This window comes from Loigolactobacillus binensis, assembly GCF_005405165.1.
GTDB lineage: Bacteria > Bacillota > Bacilli > Lactobacillales > Lactobacillaceae > Loigolactobacillus > Loigolactobacillus binensis.
Map to the genome: position 1 here is coordinate 88,517 of NZ_BJDN01000004.1, position 22,759 is coordinate 111,275.

Annotated in this window: 18 protein-coding genes; 17 read left to right on the forward strand and 1 reads right to left on the reverse strand. The window is 43.1% G+C overall.

What is annotated here, in order from left to right; all coding sequences use genetic code 11:
- Positions 1–59: 59 nt before the first annotated feature.
- The 9 genes from yfmF to FFM78_RS03070 all read left to right on the forward strand — a co-directional run bounded on the left by yfmF (position 60) and on the right by FFM78_RS03070 (position 11,241).
- Positions 60–1,337, forward strand: coding sequence for an EF-P 5-aminopentanol modification-associated protein YfmF (gene yfmF, locus FFM78_RS03030; RefSeq protein ID WP_137636956.1), 1,278 nt, complete (start codon positions 60–62; stop codon positions 1,335–1,337).
- The gene (yfmH, locus tag FFM78_RS03035; RefSeq protein WP_137636957.1) at positions 1,337–2,644 is read left to right on the forward strand and encodes an EF-P 5-aminopentanol modification-associated protein YfmH; all 1,308 of its coding nucleotides are present in this window, start codon (positions 1,337–1,339) and stop codon (positions 2,642–2,644) included. Before yfmF ends, yfmH begins: the two co-directional genes overlap by 1 nt.
- A complete protein-coding gene (gene ymfI / locus FFM78_RS03040) occupies positions 2,641–3,369 on the forward strand; it encodes an elongation factor P 5-aminopentanone reductase (protein WP_137636958.1) in 729 nt (242 codons plus the stop codon). The genes yfmH and ymfI overlap by 4 nt, the downstream gene beginning before the upstream one ends.
- Positions 3,370–3,625: 256 nt before the next feature.
- The gene (locus FFM78_RS03045; protein ID WP_137636959.1) at positions 3,626–4,639 is read left to right on the forward strand and encodes a helix-turn-helix domain-containing protein; all 1,014 of its coding nucleotides are present in this window, start codon (positions 3,626–3,628) and stop codon (positions 4,637–4,639) included.
- A 380-nt stretch (positions 4,640–5,019) separates the two neighbouring features.
- Entirely contained in the window at positions 5,020–5,610 is a 591-nt protein-coding gene (gene pgsA / locus FFM78_RS03050) for a CDP-diacylglycerol--glycerol-3-phosphate 3-phosphatidyltransferase (protein ID WP_137636960.1), read from the forward strand.
- A 104-nt stretch (positions 5,611–5,714) separates the two neighbouring features.
- Entirely contained in the window at positions 5,715–6,962 is a 1,248-nt protein-coding gene (locus tag FFM78_RS03055) for a competence/damage-inducible protein A (RefSeq protein WP_137636961.1), read from the forward strand.
- A 136-nt stretch (positions 6,963–7,098) separates the two neighbouring features.
- Positions 7,099–8,214: a recombinase RecA gene (gene recA / locus FFM78_RS03060; RefSeq protein ID WP_137636962.1), complete on the forward strand. Its 1,116-nt coding sequence runs from the start codon at positions 7,099–7,101 to the stop codon at positions 8,212–8,214.
- A gap of 207 nt (positions 8,215–8,421) precedes the next feature.
- Positions 8,422–9,984: a ribonuclease Y gene (rny, locus tag FFM78_RS03065; RefSeq protein ID WP_137636963.1), complete on the forward strand. Its 1,563-nt coding sequence runs from the start codon at positions 8,422–8,424 to the stop codon at positions 9,982–9,984.
- A 183-nt stretch (positions 9,985–10,167) separates the two neighbouring features.
- Entirely contained in the window at positions 10,168–11,241 is a 1,074-nt protein-coding gene (locus FFM78_RS03070) for a glycosyltransferase family 4 protein (RefSeq protein WP_137636964.1), read from the forward strand.
- A 77-nt stretch (positions 11,242–11,318) separates the two neighbouring features.
- Here the strand turns inward: FFM78_RS03070 and FFM78_RS03075 are convergent, their stop codons facing one another.
- Entirely contained in the window at positions 11,319–11,954 is a 636-nt protein-coding gene (locus FFM78_RS03075; RefSeq protein WP_137636965.1) for a YigZ family protein, read from the reverse strand.
- An 84-nt stretch (positions 11,955–12,038) separates the two neighbouring features.
- Here FFM78_RS03075 and FFM78_RS03080 point away from each other — a divergent pair, with 84 nt between their 5' ends.
- From FFM78_RS03080 to pnpS, 8 genes are all read left to right on the forward strand, one after another.
- Complete coding sequence (locus FFM78_RS03080; protein ID WP_373280661.1) at positions 12,039–13,367, forward strand: ATP-dependent helicase ComFA; 1,329 nt, start codon at positions 12,039–12,041, stop codon at positions 13,365–13,367.
- Positions 13,364–14,041, forward strand: a complete 678-nt coding sequence (locus FFM78_RS03085) for a ComF family protein (protein ID WP_137636967.1) — start codon at positions 13,364–13,366, stop codon at positions 14,039–14,041. Before FFM78_RS03080 ends, FFM78_RS03085 begins: the two co-directional genes overlap by 4 nt.
- A gap of 202 nt (positions 14,042–14,243) precedes the next feature.
- The gene (gene hpf, locus FFM78_RS03090; protein WP_137636968.1) at positions 14,244–14,801 is read left to right on the forward strand and encodes a ribosome hibernation-promoting factor, HPF/YfiA family; all 558 of its coding nucleotides are present in this window, start codon (positions 14,244–14,246) and stop codon (positions 14,799–14,801) included.
- A 399-nt stretch (positions 14,802–15,200) separates the two neighbouring features.
- The gene (gene secA / locus FFM78_RS03095; protein WP_137636969.1) at positions 15,201–17,567 is read left to right on the forward strand and encodes a preprotein translocase subunit SecA; all 2,367 of its coding nucleotides are present in this window, start codon (positions 15,201–15,203) and stop codon (positions 17,565–17,567) included.
- Between the two features lie 197 nt (positions 17,568–17,764).
- Positions 17,765–18,881 (forward strand): peptide chain release factor 2 gene (gene prfB, locus FFM78_RS03100; RefSeq protein ID WP_179951198.1). Its coding sequence is split into 2 segments (ribosomal slippage): positions 17,765–17,836 and positions 17,838–18,881, totalling 1,116 coding nucleotides; the frame shifts between segments, so codons are not numbered across the junction.
- A 258-nt stretch (positions 18,882–19,139) separates the two neighbouring features.
- Positions 19,140–20,297, forward strand: coding sequence for a PDZ domain-containing protein (locus FFM78_RS03105; RefSeq protein WP_137636971.1), 1,158 nt, complete (start codon positions 19,140–19,142; stop codon positions 20,295–20,297).
- Between the two features lie 17 nt (positions 20,298–20,314).
- Entirely contained in the window at positions 20,315–21,016 is a 702-nt protein-coding gene (locus tag FFM78_RS03110; protein ID WP_137636972.1) for a response regulator transcription factor, read from the forward strand.
- Positions 21,003–22,730 (forward strand): two-component system histidine kinase PnpS, encoded by a 1,728-nt coding sequence (gene pnpS, locus FFM78_RS03115; protein WP_137636973.1) that lies wholly within the window; start codon positions 21,003–21,005, stop codon positions 22,728–22,730. The genes FFM78_RS03110 and pnpS overlap by 14 nt, the downstream gene beginning before the upstream one ends.
- Positions 22,731–22,759 lie beyond the last annotated feature (29 nt).

Here is a 22,759-nt window from a genome sequence, read left to right on the forward strand (position 1 = left end):
AAGGGATCATGATGTATAATGAAGTCATGACTGCATAATCATAATAGCGAGGGAATTTTATGGTAATTAAAAAAACAATCGCGGACGGTGTCAGTTTAACCGTTTTGCCTTCAACTCAATTTAAAACGATCCGGATCGTACTAAATTTTATTGCACCATTAACAGCAACGACCATCACACAGCGCTCGTTATTAGCGAGTTTGTTAGAAACGAATAGTCAAGATTATCCGACGCAGGCTGAGCTGGCAGCTAAATTATCGGCGATGTATGGTGCCAACTTTGGTATTTCTGTCAGTAAACGTGGTAATATGCATGTTTTCTCGGTGGTATTGACCTTAGTCAATGATAAATTCTTGCCAGGGACTACTCAGGTTTTGGCAGAAGCAATTGCGTTTTTAAAGCAGGTTTTGTGGCGGCCTAATGCGACTGCAGCCGGCTTTGATAACGCCACATTTACACGGGAAAAAACTAATATGCAGGCTTACCTAGCATCTGTTTATGATAATAAGCAGGCTTATGCTAGCCTGAAATTACAGCAACTGTATTTTCAGGAAGGCTCCGCGCAGCGGCTACCAAGTTTCGGCAATACGGCAGATTTACAACCGATCACTGCTAGCAGTCTCTACACTTATTACCAACAAATGTTGGCTCAAGATCAAGTGGCAATCACGGTCCTAGGTGAAGTTGATCCTGAGCAAATAGCCACTTTATTAGCTGACCTACCGTTAACTTCTCGGACGGTGACACCAACAGAGATCTTTTATCAACAGCCTTTGGTGCCAACTGTGGTGGAACAAACGGAGGTTCAACCCACCAATCAAGCTAAGCTAAATTTAGCTTATCAAGTACCAATTTATTATTATCAACCTGATTATTATGCGCTACTGCTGGCTAACGGTATTTTCGGGGGTTCGGCGATGTCATTGTTATTTACTAATGTGCGTGAACGCGCCAGCCTAGCTTATTATGCTGCCAGCGCTTATGATGCTTTTCGTGGTCTGATCACGGTTCAAACTGGAATTGATGCGGCTAACGTGGCGCAAGTTAAGGAAATTATTGCGGCGCAGTTAACGACTTTGCAGACCGGCACTTTTAGTGATGAATTGTTGGAACAAACTAAAGCAACTTTGAAGAATCAATACATTACTGGGTTAGATAGCGCTGGCTATTTAACGACCCATGAATTAGTGCAACAATTGGTGCCAGCGGCTGCGGTGTCCACAGCCGACTTTGTTGCCGCACTAGATGCTGTGACCAAGGAACAAATTATTGCCGCTGCAGCGACAATTCAATTACAGGCGGTTTATTTCTTAAGTAGTGAAGGAGGGGACAAATAATGGAAACAACACATTATGCCACCCTGGATGAAACACTGTATCGCCAAACGCTAGCTAATGGGCTGCAGGTTACTATGTTGCCTAAAGCGGGTTACCATAAAACTTACGCGGTGTTGACTACCAATTACGGCTCGATCGATAATTATTTTATTCCTAATGGAGAAAGTGAGTTTACTGCAGTACCTGCAGGGATCGCTCATTTTTTAGAACATAAAATGTTTGCCAAAAAAGCTGGCGATATCTTTGAGGTTTTCAGTCATAACGGTGCTAATGCTAATGCCTTTACTAGCTTTACGCGAACCAGTTATTTGTTTTCAGCAACGGATAATATTAAAACTAATTTAATGACTTTACTGGACTTTGTCCAAGAGCCGTACTTTACTGAGGCTTCAGTCAATAAGGAAAAAGGAATCATTGGTCAAGAAATTGAAATGTACGAAGATGATCCTAATTGGCGCTTATTCTTCGGTATTATTGAAAATCTTTACCCTAAGCATCCCTTACATGATGATATTGCGGGAACCATTGATTCGATCGCTAAGATCACGCCAGAACAATTATATGCGGCCTACCGTACGTTCTATCAACCCAGCAATATGAACCTTTTTGTTGTCGGAAATATTGAACCAATCACAACGTTAGCTTGGATCGAAGCCAATCAAAACGCAAAAACTTTTCCACCAGCAACACCAATTCAGCGACAATTTCCGGAAGAGGCCAGTGACGGTCATGATATTATTCCGTATCGAGTCACCGAATTACCGGTTAAACGTGGCAAAAGTATTGTCGGGATCAAAGGCTTGATTCCAGCCACACAGGATCGCGCTGGTTTAAAATATCGAACGGAATTGAATCTATTATTTGACCTGTTATTTGGTGATTCTTCACAAAATTATTTGAAGTTATATGATCAAGGAATTGTGGATGATAGTTTTGGTTACGAGTTGGATCTGGCGCGGACCTACCATTTTGCAACTTTAAGTGGGGATACAGCTAAACCCCAGGAATTTTCTGATGCAATGATCAGTTTATTGGAAAAGGCTGATAGTAATCCTGATTTAAATGAGCAGCGGTTAGCTTTGGTTAAAAAAGAAGCTTTAGGGCGACTACTACAATCCATGAACGCACTGGAGTACATTGCGAATACTTATTCTGGCAATGACTTTGGTGATGCTAGTTTGTTTGATTTAGTCAATATTGTGGACGAGATCACGTTAAGTGATATTCAAGCGGCCTTACGGCAATTTGTGCGCAGCGAAGCCCTGAGTGTTTTCCATATTGAACCGACAGCGGCAGCACAATCATGACTCGTTCGGCATTGATCATTGGCGCTTCAGGTGATATTGGTCAGGCAGTTGCTCGGCGGTTAGCCGCTGCAGGATGGTCGTTGTACTTACATTATTTTCAACATGCTGCACCAGTAGAACAGCTACAAGTAACATTTAGTCAGCAGTACCCGCGGCAAGATTTTTTTACGTTAGCTTATGATCTAACTGATGAAACCCAGTTGGATCAAATCAGCAGGCAATTGTTTCAAGTCGATGCAGTTATTTTTGCGGCTGGAACCACGACTTACGGATTGTTTCAGGCGACCACTGCTGAGCAATTGGAACACTTGTGGCAGATGCATATTAAAACACCGATGTTATTGTGCCAGCGTTTAAGCGCAAAATTAGCGCAGAGTGCGTACGGCCGCATTGTCTTTGTCGGCTCTGTGTATGGTGGCAGTGGTAGTCCTTTGGAAGTTGCTTATAGTACGGTTAAAGGTGCTCAATCGGCGTTTGCCAATGCCTATGCACGGGAAGTAGCTTCCTTGGGGATCACGGTGAATGTCGTTGCGCCAGGGGCAGTGGATACTAAAATGAATCAATTATTTGACGCCGATGCTAAAACACAATTGCGCAGTGAAATTCCGATCAGTCGCTTAGCTAAACCAGATGAAGTGGCCTTTTGGATCCAATCTTTGTTAAAAAAAGACGCTGGGTATCTTACGGGACAAACACTTTATGTTACCGGTGGTTGGCGTAAATAAGTTTTAGCGTGGCGTAAGTCTGGTGCTAGGTTCATTAATTTTTTAGCAAATTTATTTTTTCTGATCGACGTTCACTTTTATGGTGTAGAAGCTAAAACTTGTTTAAGGCACATGTAAGTTGGCTCAATTTTAGGGTTAGTCTAAAGAATTCTTTAAATTAAATTACTGTAAGGAAAATCTTAGTGAAAAGATTTATTTTTCTATGCTATACTAAAATTGAAATTATTGATAAAGGGCTATAGGTGGAAAAGAATCAATGAGTGAAATAGGACAAAAATTACGTGACGCGCGGATCGACAAAGGTTACACCTTGGATGATCTGCAGCAGATCACTAAAATTCAGAAGCGGTATTTAATTGCAATTGAAGAAGGCAACTTTGAGGCGCTGCCCGGTGATTTTTATGTGCGCGCCTTTGTCAAACAGTACGCGGATACAGTTGGTTTAGATAGTGAGCAACTGCTGAATGAGTTCAACGACACGATTCCGCAACCTCAGCCCCAAGAGTATATTGAGCCTGATGAAGAAGACAAAAAGACGGCTACCCGGACACGGACTAAAGATCATGATACAAGCTTTGCACGCTTCAGTCGCTATTTGCCAACGATTATTATCGTTGCAGTAGTCGTGATCATCGTGGGCGTGATCTACGCTTTTGCCATCGGTAATCGTGAGCGTAACAAGAGTGTTATTCAGGACAGTTCATCCGTTACAGTTTCTTCTGTGTCTTCCAGTAAGAAGAAGGCAAGCAGCGCTAGCAGCAGTTCGCAAGCATCATCGTCTAGCACAGCTAAAAAAGCTAGTTCGACTAAGAAAACTTCAACAAAACCAAAAATGACCGTTACTGCGGAAACGACAACCAGCGCTGCCTTTACTTATAGTAACGCGCCAACCGCTAATACTTTAGTGTTGCATGCTGGTGATACTAAAACTGCCTGGGTTTCCGTCACAGCTGGTGGTACACAGGTTTGGCAGGGAACTCTGACTAGTGCAGAACAGTCGATCAAAATTCCAACTGGAACCACTTCATTTACGATTCAAACCGGGAATGCTGAGAATACGAAGGCTAAAATGAACGGGAAAACCTTTAACCTTGATCCCAACAATGTTGGTGGCTATGTGAAGACGATCACCGTCACAATGACTACTGCTGCGGCTGCTTCAAGTAGTAGTGCGACTAGTACTAGCAGTCAAGCGGCAACTACGGCTAGCAGTCAAACCACCGCAACTAGCAGCAGTCAAGCAGTTGCCCAAACAACAACGACTAACTAGACCGACATTTGGGCTAATAAACTGACCTAAAGAGTGGAGTAGAGCCATGTTTCAACTCGCGCACTACGCGGTAGTTGAATGGTCATCGTCCGGAACATCAGGAGTTTATTAGCGGTTTGGGCTAATAAACTGACCTAAAGAGTGGAGTAGAGCCATGTTTCAACTCGCGCACTACGCGGTAGTTGAATGGTCATCGTCCGGAACATCAGGAGTTTATTAGCGGTTTGGGCTAATAAACTGACCTAAAGAGTGGAGTAGAGCCATGTTTCAACTCGCGCACTACGCGGTAGTTGAATGGTCATCGTCCGGAACATCAGGAGTTTATTAGCGGTTTGGGCTAATAAACTGACCTAAAGAGTGGAGTAGAGGAGATTTAATTCATGAACGTACCTAATCGATTAACCACCATTCGCATTTTTATGATTCCCTTATTCATGATCGTTGTTCTTGTACCATGGAGTTGGGGAAGTGCAAATGTGGCTGGAACCGTGATTCCGTGGACCCAAATTATTGGTGCCTTGATTTTTGCGCTGGCTTCGATCACCGACTTTATTGATGGCAAAATTGCTCGTGGGCAACATTTAGTGACCAATTTTGGTAAGTTTGCTGATCCTTTGGCGGATAAAATGTTGGTCATGACCGCATTTATTATTTTAGTAGAAATGGGTAAGGCGCCAGCTTGGGTGATCGCCATCATCGTTTGTCGGGAACTAGCAGTAACGGGATTACGCTTGTTACTTGCTGAAAGTAACGAACATGTTGTTTTAGCTGCGGCTATGCCAGGCAAAATCAAGACAACAACCCAAATGTTTGCGATTATTTTCTTGTTCTTGAACAATGTATTTTTCAATAATTTACATTTTCCATTGGCGTTGATCTTACTTTATATTTGTCTTTTCTTTACCATTTATTCAGGGGTCGATTACTTCGTTCACAGTCGACATGTTTTTGCGGATTCATTTAAAAAATAGATTTTAAACGCGTACAGACTCTGTGCGTGTTTTTTTGGCTAAAAAAAGAGTAAGCTAAACTAGAATTGAAAAAATTGCGTATATTAAAGTTGGAGGCAAGAATAATGCGAGCAGAGATTATTGCGGTCGGCACGGAGATTCTTTTAGGTGAAATTACGAATACTACGACGCCGTTTGTTGCCCGAGAATTAGCGGATTTGGGCATTGATGTTTATTATCAATCCGTTATTGGTGACAATGCTGAACGTTTAGAAGCAGCGATCAAGTTGGCGGATAGCCGGAGCGAATTGATCATTTTAACGGGTGGTTTAGGACCAACTAAGGATGATTTAACCAAGCAAACTTTGGCGGCCCATTTGAATGAAAAATTAGTGGTAGATGCACCAGCGATGGCGTACATTGAAGAATTCTTTGCCCGGTCTAAACGGCCAATGACAGAGAATAACCGCCTACAGGCAATGTTGCCAGCCAATAGTACACCGTTGAAGAATCCAGTGGGAATGGCTGTTGGGGCGCTTTATCAAGCACCGGCCCATACGTATATGCTACTTCCGGGACCGCCTAGTGAGCTGGAAGCTATGTTTATTGATTCAGCCCGGCCAATTCTAGTGGCTAAGTTTAAGCAAGCCAGTGTTTTGGAATCACGCGTTCTACGGTTCCATGGTATTGGGGAGTCGGCATTGGTGACGCAGTTAGCTGATTTGATTGATTCACAAACTAACCCAACGATCGCGCCTTATGCGAAGACTAACGAAGTTACCTTGCGCTTAACTGCTGAGGCTACTGATCAGGCCAATGCACAGCAACTTTTGATTGAACTTGAGGCCGAGGTACAGGCTCGGGTTGGCGCATATTTCTACGGATATGGTGAGCATAATTCGTTGGAGCAGGTGGTTGTCCAATTATTGAAACAGCGTAATTTAACGATCACGGCTGCTGAAAGTTTAACCTCCGGGCTTTTTCAAAGTATGATAGCGAATGTGAGTGGGGCATCGACTGTATTTAATGGTGGTTTTGTTACTTATTCTTTGGCAGAAAAAGCACATTTATTACAGATTGATGCTGCCCAACTGCATAAGTATGGCGTCGTTAGTCAAGAAACAGCACTTGCCATGGCGCGACAAGCTAAGCAAATAATGCAGACTGATATTGCAATTTCCTTTACTGGGGTCGCAGGGCCTGATACACTAGAAGGCCAACCTGCGGGAACCGTTTATATTGGAATTGCTTATCGTGATCAGGCCCCAATTGCACGGAAGTTTAGCTTCTCTAAGTCACGTAATTCGGTTCGTCAGCAAAGTGCGTTAATGGGTTTTGACCTATTGTATCATCTGTTGGTAGTAGATAAATAAGTGGGAACATTTGTTCACTTTTTGCTTGCTTTTTGCCAATTGTTTCTGTATGATTAGTTGTGAAGCGATTGAGTGTTCGCTTGATTGAAAACATCAAAAATGAAGATAATGAACGACAATTTAAGGAGGATCTCACTTGGCTGATGAACGTAAAGCAGCGCTGGATAACGCGCTGAAAAAGATTGAAAAGAACTTTGGTAAAGGTTCAATTATGCGTCTTGGTGAGAAAGTCGATACACAAATTTCGACAGTTTCGACCGGCTCGTTGGCATTAGATGAAGCGTTAGGTGTTGGCGGTTACCCACGTGGCCGGATCATTGAAATCTACGGACCAGAAAGTTCCGGTAAAACAACGGTCGCGTTACACGCCGTTGCTGAAGTACAGAAACAAGGTGGAACGGCAGCCTATATTGATGCCGAAAATGCCATGGATCCACAATATGCTTCCAACTTAGGCGTTAATATTGACGATTTACTTCTATCCCAACCTGATACCGGCGAACAAGGACTGGAAATTGCGGATGCCTTAGTTTCTAGTGGGGCCATTGATATTGTTGTTGTTGATTCTGTGGCGGCCTTAGTTCCCCGGGCCGAAATCGAAGGCGAAATCGGTGACTCACATGTGGGCTTACAAGCACGTTTGATGTCCCAGGCCTTACGTAAGCTTTCGGGTTCGATCAATAAAACAAAAACGATTGCTATTTTTATTAATCAGATCCGAGAAAAAGTTGGGATCATGTTTGGTAATCCGGAAACTACTCCTGGTGGTCGTGCTTTGAAATTCTATGCAACTGTACGTTTAGAAGTTCGCCGTTCGGAACAGATCAAGGAAGGTACGAATATCATTGGTAATCGGACCAAGATCAAGGTAGTTAAGAATAAGGTTGCGCCACCATTTAAAGTTGCTTTAGTCGACATTATGTATGGTAAGGGCATCTCCCAAACTGGTGAATTAGTGGATATGGCCGTTGAAAAAGATATTGTGGATAAAAGTGGTTCTTGGTATTCTTATGGTAATGAGCGGATTGGTCAAGGCCGTGAAAATGCTAAAAGTTATGTGGCTGATCATCCTGAGGTCATGGCTGAGATCAAGCAAAAAGTCCGTGAAGCTTATGGTATTGCTGAACCGACGACTGATGAAAAAAAAGCTGATTCAAAGGCTGATAAAACTAAGACAAAAGATAAGACCAAAGCTAAAGATGCCGATAAAGATAAAACTAAGGTCAAAGATCCTAGTACATTGGACGTTTAATTTTTGTTGTCATCAGACGGAAAGCATAAGCGAAAAACATTTTTTCACTTATGCTTTTTTTGTTTGCCTGGGATTGTTAACCAATTAATGTTGACAGTCTCTGTCTGCAACTATAAAATGAATAGTGTGTAAATAATCAAATAATAAACATCTTAAAATTTATACGATTAATACTATAATCGTTTTTGATGATGCGGAGGTGAAGATATGAGTCTATTTATCACGATAATCCTCGCAGTCATCATGTTAGTTGTCGGTTTAATCTTAGGCTATGCTGTGCGTAAGTCAATTCATGAAAAACAGTTGGCTATGGCACACAATACCGCTGATAGCATCATCGCTGGTGCAAAAAAAGAAGCTGAAACTCAGAAAAAAGAGGCGCTTTTAGAAGCAAAAGATGAAAATCATCGTTATCGGACTGAGATTGAAAATGAGTTAAAAGAGCGACGTGGCGAAGTTCAGAAACAAGAGAATCGCGTCTTACAACGTGAAGAAACACTTGACCGCAAGGATGATACGTTGGACAAAAAGGAACGACTCTTAGAAAAACGCGAAACAACGTTGGGTAGCAGACAACAACTCATTGATGAAAAGCAGAAGGAAGTATCCTCACTGATTGAGCAGCAACAAACCGAATTAGAGCGCGTTGCTGCGTTATCCCAGGAAGACGCCCGTAATATGATCATTGCTCAAACCAAGACTGATTTAGCCGAGGAACGGGCAGTGATGATCAAAGAAAGCGAAGCAGATGCTAAGGAAACAGCAGATCGTACCGCTAAAAGTTTGATTGCCTACGCAATTCAGCGTAGTGCTGCGGATTCAGTATCGGAAACGACAGTTTCTGTCGTTAACTTACCAAATGATGATATGAAAGGTCGCATTATTGGTCGCGAAGGTCGGAATATCCGGACTTTAGAAACCTTGACGGGGATCGATTTAATTATCGACGATACACCAGAGGCCGTTATTCTAAGTGGCTTTGACCCTGTGCGCCGCGAAATTGCGCGCATGGCGTTGGAAAAACTGATTCAGGACGGTCGAATTCATCCAGCACGGATCGAAGAGATGGTGGAGAAGTCACGCAAAGAAATGGATGAACGGATCCGGCAAATTGGTGAACAAGCAATTTTTGATGTCGGTATTCACAACATGCATCCTGATTTGATCAAAATCTTAGGTCGGCTTCATTTCAGAACCAGCTATGGTCAGAATGTGTTAAATCATTCGATCGAGGTCGCCAAACTTGTTGGCGCCTTGGCTGCGGAGTTAGGTGAGGATGTTACACTAGCAAAACGCGCAGGATTATTACACGATATTGGTAAAGCTTTGGATCATGAAGTGCAGGGATCACATGTTGAAATTGGTGTGGAAATTGCACGTAAATATCATGAAAACGAAGTCGTTGTAAATGCAATTGCATCACATCATGGTGACGTTGAACCAACTTCCGTAATTGCTGTATTGGTAGCAGCAGGGGATGCGATCTCTGCTGCACGACCGGGAGCGCGTTCGGAGTCTTTAGAAAATTATATTCATCGTTTAGAGAAACTTGAAGCTATTACAAATGATTTCAAAGGGGTTAAAACCAGTTACGCTATTCAAGCAGGCCGTGAAGTTCGGGTCATGGTTAAACCTGAAGAAATCAATGATTTACAGGCGGTGACTTTGGCGCATGATATTCGGAAACGGATTGAAGATGAGTTAGAGTACCCAGGGCACATTAAAGTGACCGTCATTCGAGAAACACGAACAGTTGAATATGCTAAATAATTGATTAAAACGGGACGCGGGGATCCCACTTCAATAATACCGAGTAGGTGTTTTGTGGTGGTCTTCGCCGTCCTGTTTTTATTTTTGAACTAATTTGTAGATTGGGTGAAATTTGTATTTCCGGACACGGCTTTGTATAATACAATAACATAGGGGAAACAGCTGAAAGAGAGTTAAAAAACTATGTTTAGAATAATTGTCATGTTCTGCTTGACGATGGTCATCTCGGCGGTCGTAACACCGTTTATTCGCCGATTAGCCATTAAAATGGGTGCGATCGATAAACCAAATGCGCGGCGGATCAACAAGGCACCAATTCCTTCGATGGGTGGTTTAGGTATTTTTATTACCTTTACTTTCTCCACATTTGTGCTGTTACGGGCACAATTTCCGACGATGATGTTGTACAGTATTTTTCTTGGTGAATGTATTATTGTGATCACCGGGATCCTGGATGACATTCTGGAATTAAGCCCCAAGCAAAAAATGTTAGGCATCTTTTTAGCAGCGCTAGTTATTTATTATGTGGCGCACATTCGAATGACTAGTATTTCAATCCCATTTATTGGTCATTTTGAATTAGGCTGGTGGAGTTTGCCAATTACGATCATTTGGATTTTGGCCATCACCAACGCGGTTAATTTGATAGATGGCTTAGATGGTTTGGCAACTGGAGTCTCAATCATTGCTCTGTTTACTATGGGGATCATTGCCTGGTTTTTTTTGGCGGTACCAGAGGTCGATGTGCCAATCATGATTTTCGCTTTAGTGGCTACCTTGATCGGCTTTTTACCCCATAATTTCCATCCCGCTAGTATTTTTCTTGGGGATACCGGATCGCTATTCATCGGCTTTATGATCGCGGTTTTTTCTTTAGAAGGTTTGAAAAATGTGACTTTTATATCAATTGTCATCCCCGTAATTATTTTAGGCGTTCCAATCACCGATACGGTTTTTGCGATTTTTCGGCGCTTACTTAATCATAAGCCAATTTCCCAAGCAGATCGGCATCATTTACATCATCGCCTGTTAGCAATGGGTCTAAACCAACGCCAAGCAGTTTTTACGATTTACGGTATTGCGCTGGTTTTCTCGATGATTGCGCTCTTGTTTCCGTTATCCACACGTTGGGGATCAATTTTGTTGATCATCGCATTGTTATTCGGTTTAGAGATTTTTGTTGAAGAGATCGGTTTAGTCGGTAGTCACTGGCAACCATTATTAAAACTTATTCGCCGGCTTGTTAAACACCCCTGAGTAGTGATCAGAGGTGTTTTTTGGTGTCTGGACAAGCTAAAAATGATCACGACGTATGCCGTAATCATTTTTTGGCGCTAACTTAAATCGGTTTCAAAATACTGCTGTGCGCCAAGTTTAAAGGTGGCCCGGCCACTTAATTGTTCGGTGATCGCGGCTTGAACATTTTCTAATTGACCGGTGGTGACCATGATTGTTAAGGTGACGTGTTCCAAGTATTGTGTGTTTGTAATGACAAGCGCTTGTTGCGTCAAAAAGTGTTCTAAGCGATCAATTTGAGCATAATTAATAGTGACTAACAAAGCTTGCTGTAGGTGGCCTTCAACTAAGCCAACGGTTGTCAGAGCCTGGGTAACTGAGTTGCTATAGGCCCGAATCAGCCCGCCAGCACCTAATTTGGTACCGCCAAAATAACGGGTGGTCACTGCAACCACGTTTTTTAAATGCTGGCGGCGAAGTACCTCTAACATCGGGGAACCAGCAGTTCCGCTGGGTTCACCGTCATCATGGGCCTGTTGATGTTCATCCCGTTCACCGATAATATAGGCACTACAATTGTGATTAGCCTTATAGTGCTTTTTTTTGCAGGTGGTAATAAATTCTTGAGCGGCAGTTTCGTCCGTAACACGAGCTAACTGGCAAATAAACCGCGATTTTTTGATCACAAGTTCATGCTCACCAGCGGCTTTGATGGTGATGTAATGAGTTAACAATTCTGATCACTTCTTTTATTTAAATTGATAAGCAAAAAATGATGATATTTTTGGCGTAGTTTATAAGTAATGGGGGTGAAGAACATCGAAATAGCCGCTTTATATGGGTGTCAACAAGTCGTTTCTGCAGCGGCGTTAACCAATATTAATAATAATATACCACACTGCCAGCAACGCCTAGCAATGCGGCAATTAAATACTAAGTGGCTGGTGTGTAATCGTTGTGGAAGTCGGCAACGCAAGCAGGAGGTTCAATTGGCGGATGGCCGTTATTATTGCCCGGATTGCTTATTGTTGGGGCGGGTGTGTGCAGACGATTATTTGGTCAGCCTAGCCGAACCTAATCTTTTTAAACCTAACTCGGCGCCTTTGACTTGGTCAGGAAAATTAACAACTGATCAGCAGGCTGCCGCTGCAGCGATTCGCCGTGGCTTTGCTCAACGACAAGATCAGCTTTTGTGGGCGGTTACTGGTGCTGGCAAAACGGAAATGCTTTTTCCTGGTATCGCAACTGCTCTGGTACAGGGATTGCGGGTAGGTGTGGCCTCTCCACGTGTAGATGTTTGTTTAGAACTAATGCCGCGTCTACAGGTCGCCTTTGCTACCACGCCGATCATGCTACTCCATGGACGCCAAACCGAAGCTTACCGTTATACGCAATTAGTTTTGTGCACGACCCACCAATTATTACGCTTTTATCGTGCGTTTGATGTGCTGATCATCGATGAAGTCGATGCTTTTCCTTATGCGCAAAATCCACAGTTAGCCTTTGCCACCCAACAAGCCGTTAAGGTCAGTGGTACCCGGCTATTTTTAACCGCTACGCCTAGTCGCCAATTATTACGCCAGACTAGAACCGGTCAGCTACAGTTAAGTTATTTACCGCGGCGCTATCACGGGCACGCTTTACCACAACCTCAAGTTCAATTGTGCTTTAAATGGCGCCAGCAGTTAAATAAGCAACGAATACCGCAGCAATTAGCCCACCGCATTGCCATAAAGGTGGAGCAACGGCAACGCTTTTTACTATTTGTACCGCGGATCGAGTTGCTCAAAGTTTTAGCACCACTGTTGCGGCACCAATTTCCAAGTTTGCATTTTGCAACTGTCCATGCTGCCGATGCACAGCGTTTGGAAAAAGTTCAACAAATGCGGCAACAGCAACTGGATTGTTTAGTGACCACCACGATTTTAGAACGGGGAGTTACTTTTCCTGGTATTGACGTGTTGGTTTTAGGTGCGGATGATCAAGTTTTCTCCACTGCAGCCTTAGTACAAATGGCTGGTCGTGTTGGCCGTTCGGCCGCTTGTCCTACTGGCGAAGTCGTTTTTATTTGTGCTGGTTTAAGTCGTTCTGTACAGCAGGCCTGTCGGCAGATCAAACAGGTCAATCGGAAGGCAGGTTTCAAATGAATTGTCTATTATGTCAACAACCATTTAGTCAAAATTTGACGTTAGCCGACTTATTGTATTGGCGGCCGCTACTTGTCGAACGAATCTGTGCACATTGCCAACGGCGGCTACAAGTGATTACAACGGCTTGTCCAGAGTGTGGGCGCACTCAAACTAGCCCGCAACTGTGTCGTGACTGTCAACGTTGGTTAAAAAAGCAACCGCAGCAGTTGCACAATCAAGCTTTGTTTGTTTACAATGCGGTGTTGCAGGATTTTTTTAAACGTTATAAAAGTTTAGGTGATTATCGGTTGCATGCGGCGTTCACGGCGGACTGTCAGCGGTGGTTCAAGCACCATCCGGCCGATATTTACATTCCGATTCCAACGGATGCGGCCAGTTATGCTCGGCGAGGATTTAATCCAGTGGTGGGCCTATACGCGGATTGCGTTTCATTAACGCCGTGCTTAAAAAAGCAGCCACAGCCAGTTAAACAAGCACATAAAAGTCGTCAAGCACGGTTGCGTACGCCACAACTATTTACTTTTGTTGGGACTAAGACCACGTTACACAATAAAAAAGTTTTACTGTTGGATGATATCTACACAACTGGCCGAACCATGCGACACGCACAGGCTTGCTTGAAAACAGCCGTTCCAGATTGTCAATTGCAGACGTTTACTTTGGCGCGATAAACGGAATCGAATCACTGTTTTGATTGTCAATTAGACCGCTTTCTATTATAATTAAGACATAAGCAAGGGAGCGAAGCAAATCTAATTGATCCGCTATCAAGTTCCTGAGTGCGTGGATCTAGTTGTGGTGCTACACTGTAACTGATTTAGCTTCACCTATATTTGCCAGTGGCAAACTTGCAAGTGAAAGGGGAGAAGTTCTATGCTTAATTATAACGTCCGTGGAGAAAATATCGAGGTAACTGCAGCGATTCGGAGCTATGTCGAAAAACGGTTAGGTAAATTAGAGAAATACTTTACGAATACCGCTGAATCCACTGCTCACGTCAACCTCAAGGTTTATCCCGACAAGACAGCGAAGGTCGAAGTTACTATTCCATTACCATACTTAACCTTACGTGCAGAAGAAACTTCACCAGATTTATATGCGAGCGTTGACCTCGTAACGGATAAGCTAGAACGCCAGATCCGTAAGTTCAAAACTAAAATCAATCGTAAGTCACGCGAAAAAGGATTCCGTGATTTTGATCTCACCGTACCGGCAACTGATACCGCTGATGATGCCAAGGAAGAGAAGTTGGATATTGTTCGGACTAAGCGCGTCAATTTGAAACCAATGGACAGCGAAGAGGCTGTATTGCAAATGGACATGTTAGGCCATAACTTCTTTATTTTTGAAGATGCTGAAACAAACGGCACAAGCATTGTGTATAAACGGCGGGATGGTCGTTATGGATTGATTGAAACTGACGAACAATAATCAAAGTCAGATCTAGGCTGGATTATCTTTAACGAGATAGTCCAGCTTTTTTAATGCAAACAAAAATAAGACTGGGTTTGTGATTAAAATTAAAGTGACTGCTGTTTACAGCTAATTTAGTGTTGATCTAGTTGAAAATAACGTTAAAAGCGGTTAAATAATTACCTTTTTCGGCACGCTTAACTTCAATGTGTTAAAGTAGTTTGCAGAGATTTAAATTAATGCTAAACTTGAAGTATCGTTTTTTATTAATATGGGACGAAAAGTGAGTTTTTTACATTAAATACCTTGAACAGATCACTTTTCAGTGTACGTTAACTATTTTAGAAATTATTAATGAAGTTGAAATCACTTGGTTTCAACCTCTATTGTCGATGTTTGACGAGAAGGGAATTAGTCATGGCAAATATTTTAAGAAACTGGGTCGAAAGCGATAAGCGTGAAGTTAAACGGATGGGCAAGATTGCCGATCAAGTTGAAGCGCTTGCTGATGAGATGGCGGCCCTTTCTGATGAAGAACTGCAGGCAAAAACGCCAGTATTCAAGGAACGTTTAGCTAAGGGTGAGACCTTAGATGATATTTTACCTGAGGCTTTTGCCGTTGCGCGGGAAGGGGCTAAACGCGTTTTAGGCCTTTATCCTTTCCGGGTGCAAATTATTGGTGGGATCACGTTGCACGAAGGTAATATTGCTGAAATGCGTACTGGTGAAGGGAAAACCTTGACGGCAACGATGCCAGTTTATTTGAATGCTTTAGAAGGCAAAGGGGTTCACGTTGTCACTGTCAATGAGTACTTATCTAGTCGTGACGCTACCGAAATGGGCGAGCTTTATAACTGGTTAGGGTTATCGGTTGGGTTAAATCTAAATTCATTAAGTGCTGAAGAAAAGCGGGCGGCCTATCAAGCGGATATTACCTATTCAACTAATAGTGAACTGGGCTTTGATTATTTGCGGGATAACATGGTGGTTTACAAGGAGCAAATGTCACAGCGGCCATTAAATTATGCAATCGTCGATGAAGTTGATTCAATTTTGATCGATGAATCACGGACACCGCTGATCATTTCTGGACAAGCAGAGAAGTCAACTGCGTTGTATATTCGGACGGATCGTTTTGTCAAAACCTTGAAGGAGGATGAAGACTATAAAATTGATCTGCAAACGAAAACCATCAGTTTGACGGAACAAGGTATTCGCAAAGCTGAAGCTAATTTCGGTTTGGATAACTTGTATGACGCTGATAATATGGCGTTGACCCATCATTTGGATCAGGCGTTACGGGCTAATTACATCATGTTATTGGATATTGATTATGTGGTTCAAGACGATAAAGTCATGATCGTTGATTCCTTTACTGGTCGGGTTATGGAAGGGCGCCGTTATTCCGATGGTTTGCACCAGGCAATTGAGGCCAAAGAAGGCGTTGAGATCGAAGACGAATCGAAGACGATGGCCAACATTACGTATCAGAACTTTTTCCGGATGTATAACAAATTGGCCGGGATGACCGGGACTGCCAAGACGGAACAAGAAGAGTTCCGCGAAATTTACAATATGCAGGTTATTACGATTCCCACCAATCGGCCTATTGCCCGAATTGATCATCCTGATTTACTATACCCAACGTTACAAAGTAAATTTAAGGCGGTTGTGGCTGATATCAAGGCACGCCACGAAAAGGGGCAGCCAATGTTAGTCGGGACTGTCGCCGTTGAAACTTCTGAATTATTATCGAAGTTATTAGATCGGGAGCATATTCCCCACATGGTTTTGAATGCTAAAAACCATTTTAAAGAAGCAGAGATTATTATGAACGCCGGTCAACGTGGTGGTGTGACGATTGCGACCAACATGGCTGGTCGGGGGACAGATATTAAATTAGGCCCTGGGGTCAAAGAAGTTGGCGGTTTATGCGTAATTGGGACTGAACGTCATGAATCACGACGGATCGATAACCAGTTACGTGGTCGTGCTGGCCGGCAGGGGGATCCTGGTGAAACCCAATTTTACTTGTCATTGGAAGATACTTTGATGCGGCGCTTTGGTTCCGATCGGATCAAAGCATTATTAGATCGGATGAAAGTGGCTGATGATGATGCCGTGATCCAAAGTCGTATGATTACACGGCAAGTAGAATCAGCTCAGAAGCGGGTCGAAGGGAATAACTACGATACGCGTAAAAACACATTGCAGTATGATGATGTTATGCGTGAGCAGCGGGAAGTTATTTATTCTCAGCGGATGCAGGTTATCGACAGTACGGAATCGTTGAAATATGTTTTATTGCCAATGTTTGAACGGACGATTAAACGAATCGTGGATTCACATACGCAAGGGGATCAAAAAGATTGGGATCTTAAAGCAATCTATGATTTTGCCATTAATTCGATGGTACCGGAAACAACAATTTCAATTGAAAAAGACTTAGCCGGTAAATCTAGCCAACAGATCGTTGATTATCTGTTAAATCGGGCCAATAAAGTTTATGCGGAAAAGCAAAAACAACTGTATGATGAAGCCCAAATGCTTGAATTTGAAAAAGTGGTTATTTTACGGGTGGTCGACTCTCATTGGACCGATCATATTGATACGATGGATCAAATTCGGCAATCAATTGGTTTACGTGGCTACGGGCAGTTAAACCCACTAGTTGAATATCAATCCGAAGGTTATCGTTTGTTTGAAGAAATGATCGCGGACATTGATTTTGATGTGACGCGCTTATTCATGAAGGCTGAAATTCGCCAGAATATTCGCCGGTAAAAATCATTAAAGAAGCGACGTCGTTTAAAAGCGCGTCGCTTTTTTAAACTAAGGACTAGATTAAATGCTACGGCACAAAGCAGTATGGTTAAGCCTAAATGCCGAGAGCCCTTAGATATGGTCGGCTAAATTTATTAAGGAATACTAATAAAAAGTCGCTTTAAAACACGCCTAAACAACAATCAGGAGGCAACATTATGGAATTAAGTGAAGGTAAACATATTTTGGCCGAGGTAGCCGCTAAATTAGATCAATTTAGGGGGTCACTTTGACCTAGCTTCGTTGAAGGATAATATTGCCGAAAACGAAGCCGAAATGGCGGAACCGGGTTTTTGGAATGATCAGGCTAAAGCACAAAAAGTGATCGATGCTACCAACGCCTTAAAGGCCAAATATGATTCATTTCAACAATTGCAACAACAATATGATGATTTGACTGTTTCCGCTGAGTTATTGGCCGAAGAAAATGATCCGCAAATTGCCGCTGAATTTGCCATCGGGATCGAAACGTTACAAAAACAAATGCAGCAGTATGAGTTAGGTTTATTACTCAATGGACCCTATGATAGTCATAATGCGATCCTAGAAATCCATCCCGGTGCTGGTGGCACTGAATCCCAAGATTGGGGTGAAATGTTATTACGGATGTACATGCGCTGGGCTGAACAGCATCAATTTACCGTGGAAACGGTGGATTATCAAGCTGGTGAGGAGGCCGGTATCAAAAGCGTCACTTTGTTGATCAAGGGTCATAATGCCTATGGGTATTTACGTTCCGAGCGGGGCGTACATCGGTTAGTCCGGATCTCACCATTTGATGCTGCTGGCCGGCGGCATACTTCATTTGCCTCGGTTGATGTGATGCCTGAGCTTGATGATACTGTCAATGTAGAGATCAATAACGATGATCTGCGGGTCGATGTTTATCGGGCCAGCGGTGCTGGTGGCCAGCACGTTAATAAAACTTCATCGGCTGTGCGGATCACTCATTTGCCGACGGGGATCGTTGCTGCTAGTCAGGCAGAGCGTTCACAGTTACAAAACCGGCAAACGGCGATGAATATGTTGCGGGCTAAATTATACCAACGCGAATTAGAAGAAAAAGAACGCCAGCGCGCCGAAATTCAGGGTGAACAGGCCGATATCGGTTGGGGTTCACAAATTCGTTCCTATGTTTTTCAGCCCTATACGATGATCAAAGATCACCGAACTAATTATGAAACTGGTAATGGTCAGGCTGTTTTAGATGGCGATTTAGATCCATTTATTGATGCTTATCTTCAATTACAATTAAAGGCGGACAATTCGCGCTAAGTTTATGCACCAAGGGTTGTGACATAAGTCATTTATGTTGCAACCCTTGTTTATGTTTCCGAATAATAGCGTTGAAACAAGTTAAGCTAGCTTTCTCCGGCGATCTAAGTGGGCACTCAAAAGGCCAAATTACGCGCTGGCTCTTTAGCAACAGATTATGAATATTTTTTTGTGATTAGGAATGCTATACTGAAACTAAATAATAAACGTGCGTAAGGCAATTAATTTACGAACGTTATACTGAGAGGTTTTTACTGTATGTTAATCGAGTTATTAATTAGTTTAGTGGCCCAACCGCTGTTATGGTGTCTAGTTTTAGCCGGTTATTTAGTTAGCCGCCGGCGTATTCAGCGTGAACGGCAGACATTTCATATTGCCATTGATAGTCATTTAAATGAATTTAAGGCGTTTTTTATTTATGGCCTACCACTGGGGATCATTTTATCGGTGGTGACGCTTTTATTAAGTTTAAAGTTAGCTAGTGCTTGGTGGACACTTTACCAAATAATCGGTATTGTGTCAGCGGTACTGACCGTTAGTTTTGTTTGGCCAACGGCAATCGTTCTGGTGACCACCTTACTGGCAATTACTTTATTGCCAAATAGTTGGCGTTTAGCAGTGCCACTGTTTACAACTCAGGCGGCAACTAATCGTGTGATTGCGGCGGTTTTATTTCTACTGCTGGCCGTTAGTGCGCTGGCAAGTGTGGGGTTACGGCAACGACTGGCACTTAAAAATCTGTCACCGCGGATTACTGAAAGCAATCGCGGTCGCCGAACTGGCTATTTTCAGGCGCAACAACTAGCGTTAGTACCGTTGGCCTTTTTTGTACCAGGTTCTAAGTTGACTAGTGGTTTATTTGCTTGGTCAACGGTTCAAGTGGCCGGTAATCAATATCATCTAGTCGTATTACCGTTATTGATCGGTTTTTTATTAACGGTTCGGCAACAATTACCAGCAATGCAGATCAAGCGGCAAAACCGCTGGCAACTGGTGACCGGCCTAATTTATTTGCTTAGTGCAGTAATTGTTTACCTGCGGCCCACGTTGTTTTTGCCAGTGTTAGTGGTTGCTGCAGTTGTTGCCGTTGGTGGTTGGTTAGGCGCTCGCCAAAATCGTGGCTCAGTTCATTACACGGAGCCTTTTAACGGGGTTATGGTGTTAGGCATTCAACCAGCTACTCCCGCCGCTAAAATGGACCTAGTGGCCGGCGATATTATTTTGGAATGCAATAATTTGGCGGTTCGCGATGAAGATTCATTTTACGCTGCGCGGATGACTGATCCAACGTATTGTCATTTACGCGTTAAAACGATGACTGGCGATATTAAAATTACTGAATCCGCGATTTTTGCCGATGCCCCCCATAATTTAGGCGTTATGACTTTCCCGCAACAAGTGGCCACTGAGCAATAATAAAGGAGTTAGGTTGGATGAAGCGTGTACTGGTAGTCGATGATGAACCGTCAATTGTAACCTTACTGGCCTATAATTTGAAAAAAGAACATTATCAGGTCACTACAGCAAACGATGGCGTTAAGGCCCTGAATTTAGCTTTGACGACGGCGTTTGATTTTATTTTGTTGGATTTGATGTTACCGCAAATGGATGGTGTGGAAGTGACGCGTCGTTTGCGGCAGGAAAAGGTAACGACCCCGATCATCATGTTGACAGCAAAGGATGCCGAATTCGATAAAATCGTGGGCCTGGAAATTGGGGCCGATGATTACATGACGAAGCCGTTCAGTCCCCGGGAGGTAATCGCTCGAATGAAGGCGATTAGTCGACGTTTACAGCCGCTTGCGGGTACACCACCAGCAACGGTGATCAAAATTGGTACGCTACAAATTTTTCCTGCCGAGTATACGGCTTATCAGTCGGGACAGCTACTACAATTAACGCCACGAGAATATGCGCTGCTACTTTATTTTGCGCAACGGCAAAAACGTGTACTCAGTCGTGAACAATTATTAAACGGCGTTTGGGGTTATGATTATGTTGGTGAAACGCGAATGGTCGATATTCAGGTCAGTCATTTACGCGATAAAATTGAACTTGATCCAAAACGGCCCCAATACTTGGTAACGGTGCGTGGTTTTGGTTATAAGCTGGAGGAACCGCATGAAAAGAATTAGGCGGATCAGTTTATTACTTTTTGGGGTGATCACTGCTGGCTTGGTGGCGATCATTCTTTTTTTGAATCAGCGGTATATTACGGTGCAGCAAACTAGTTTGGCTCAGCAAGGACAATTATTTCAAACCCAAGTTTTGCCCCAAGTAACAACTAAACTGCCCCAAGCGGCCTTTCAGAAGTGGTCGCAGCAACAAAAGGTGCGGCTTGCGGTTTTTGATGCTCGTAATCAATTGATTTTTCCAGCGGCAGGTCCGCATGCTGATTTGATCGATAGTGTGAATGATTTTCAGAGTAAACTTGTTACCAATAAAAGTGAGCAGATTCGCATCAACGGACAGACACAAACCACTTTTTTGTTCCGGCATAAGCTGTGGACTTTTGTGTTATACACGCCACAACGCAATTTGTGGCAACCGTTTTGGCCCCAAGGCTTATTTTTATTGTTAGGTATTTTAGGGTTGAGTTGCTTAAGTGTGCTGATTTTTGTTGGTTACACACTTTGGGAGCGGCGATCATTACAACGCTTGCAGCAACAATTAGCGTTGGTTGGGTCAACACAAGCAACGCCGCCGGTTTTGTTGAAACCGACGGATCATTATTTTATTTTGGAGCGCGCGGTGACCCAAGTTGATCAGCAATTACAAGCACAAATGGCGTTGGCAGCAAATGAACAGAATAATTTTGAACGTTTTATTGATCATCTGACGATCGGCGTTTTGTTATTGGATGAAACGGGGAATGTGGTGGCCCACAATCCGGCTGCAGCCACGATGTTGATGCAAAAATTGAGTAAGCACCCACATTCTTACCTTAACGACGTACATCAATTTGCTTTAAGTCGGTTGATCAAGCACACCTTACAGGATAAAAAAAATCAGCACGCGACGATTAAATTAGTTCAGACGCAGGTGCGTTATTTGGATGTTAACTCCGTTTGGATGAAATCGGCGAATGCGCACGCAACTTATCAAGTGGCCGTGTTGTTATACGATATTACGCCGGTTAAACAGATTCAGCAGATGCAACTGGATTTCGTCAGCAATGTTAGCCATGAGTTGAAAACGCCGGTCACTTCGATCAGTGGTTTTACGGAAACTTTACTGGCTGGCGCCCAAGATGAACCGGAAACGCGGCAAGAATTTTTGGAGATCATTGCGGCGGAAAGCAAACGTTTGACAGCATTGATTCAAGATATTATCGCCTTGTCACGGGGACGACAGCAGCAAATACAGGTGACTACGGTTAATATTGCCCAAATGGTCCAAAATTTATTAGCACCGTTGCAGCAGCAAATCACTGCCAAGCAAGTGACCGTTCGCGTAGAAATTACGGCGGAGGCTCTAATACAAACTGATCGGCGCAAATTAGAACAGATCATTAAAAATTTACTGATCAACGGCCTAGCATATAATCGGCAAGGTGGTCAGTTGACGATTGGGGCCCAACAAGTTGCTCAGCAATGGCGGCTTAGTTTTATTGATAATGGTTTAGGGATCGCTGCCGATGATCAGGAGCGAATTTTTGAGCGCTTTTATCGGGTGGACAAAGCACGCAGTCATCACCAGGGGGGAACTGGATTAGGTCTAGCCATTGTTAAAGAATTAGTGACAACTTTAGGTGGACAAATAAGTTTGAAAAGTCAATTAGGCGTTGGCAGCACGTTTACAGTAACCCTACCGGAAAAATTAAAGCATAGTGGTATTGAATCTATTTAGTAGGCAATGCCTTAAAAAATAATCAGCGG

Bases quoted from the DNA above. Each gene is read 5' to 3' on its own strand.
- yfmF (WP_137636956.1), top strand. From the start codon at position 60: ATGGTAATTAAAAAAACAATCGCGGACGGTGTCAGTTTAACCGTTTTG.
- yfmH (WP_137636957.1), top strand. From the start codon at position 1,337: ATGGAAACAACACATTATGCCACCCTGGATGAAACACTGTATCGCCAA.
- ymfI (WP_137636958.1), top strand. From the start codon at position 2,641: ATGACTCGTTCGGCATTGATCATTGGCGCTTCAGGTGATATTGGTCAG.
- FFM78_RS03045 (WP_137636959.1), top strand. From the start codon at position 3,626: ATGAGTGAAATAGGACAAAAATTACGTGACGCGCGGATCGACAAAGGT.
- pgsA (WP_137636960.1), top strand. From the start codon at position 5,020: ATGAACGTACCTAATCGATTAACCACCATTCGCATTTTTATGATTCCC.
- FFM78_RS03055 (WP_137636961.1), top strand. From the start codon at position 5,715: ATGCGAGCAGAGATTATTGCGGTCGGCACGGAGATTCTTTTAGGTGAA.
- rny (WP_137636963.1), top strand. From the start codon at position 8,422: ATGAGTCTATTTATCACGATAATCCTCGCAGTCATCATGTTAGTTGTC.
- FFM78_RS03070 (WP_137636964.1), top strand. From the start codon at position 10,168: ATGTTTAGAATAATTGTCATGTTCTGCTTGACGATGGTCATCTCGGCG.
- FFM78_RS03085 (WP_137636967.1), top strand. From the start codon at position 13,364: ATGAATTGTCTATTATGTCAACAACCATTTAGTCAAAATTTGACGTTA.
- hpf (WP_137636968.1), top strand. From the start codon at position 14,244: ATGCTTAATTATAACGTCCGTGGAGAAAATATCGAGGTAACTGCAGCG.
- secA (WP_137636969.1), top strand. From the start codon at position 15,201: ATGGCAAATATTTTAAGAAACTGGGTCGAAAGCGATAAGCGTGAAGTT.
- FFM78_RS03105 (WP_137636971.1), top strand. From the start codon at position 19,140: ATGTTAATCGAGTTATTAATTAGTTTAGTGGCCCAACCGCTGTTATGG.
- FFM78_RS03110 (WP_137636972.1), top strand. From the start codon at position 20,315: ATGAAGCGTGTACTGGTAGTCGATGATGAACCGTCAATTGTAACCTTA.
- pnpS (WP_137636973.1), top strand. From the start codon at position 21,003: ATGAAAAGAATTAGGCGGATCAGTTTATTACTTTTTGGGGTGATCACT.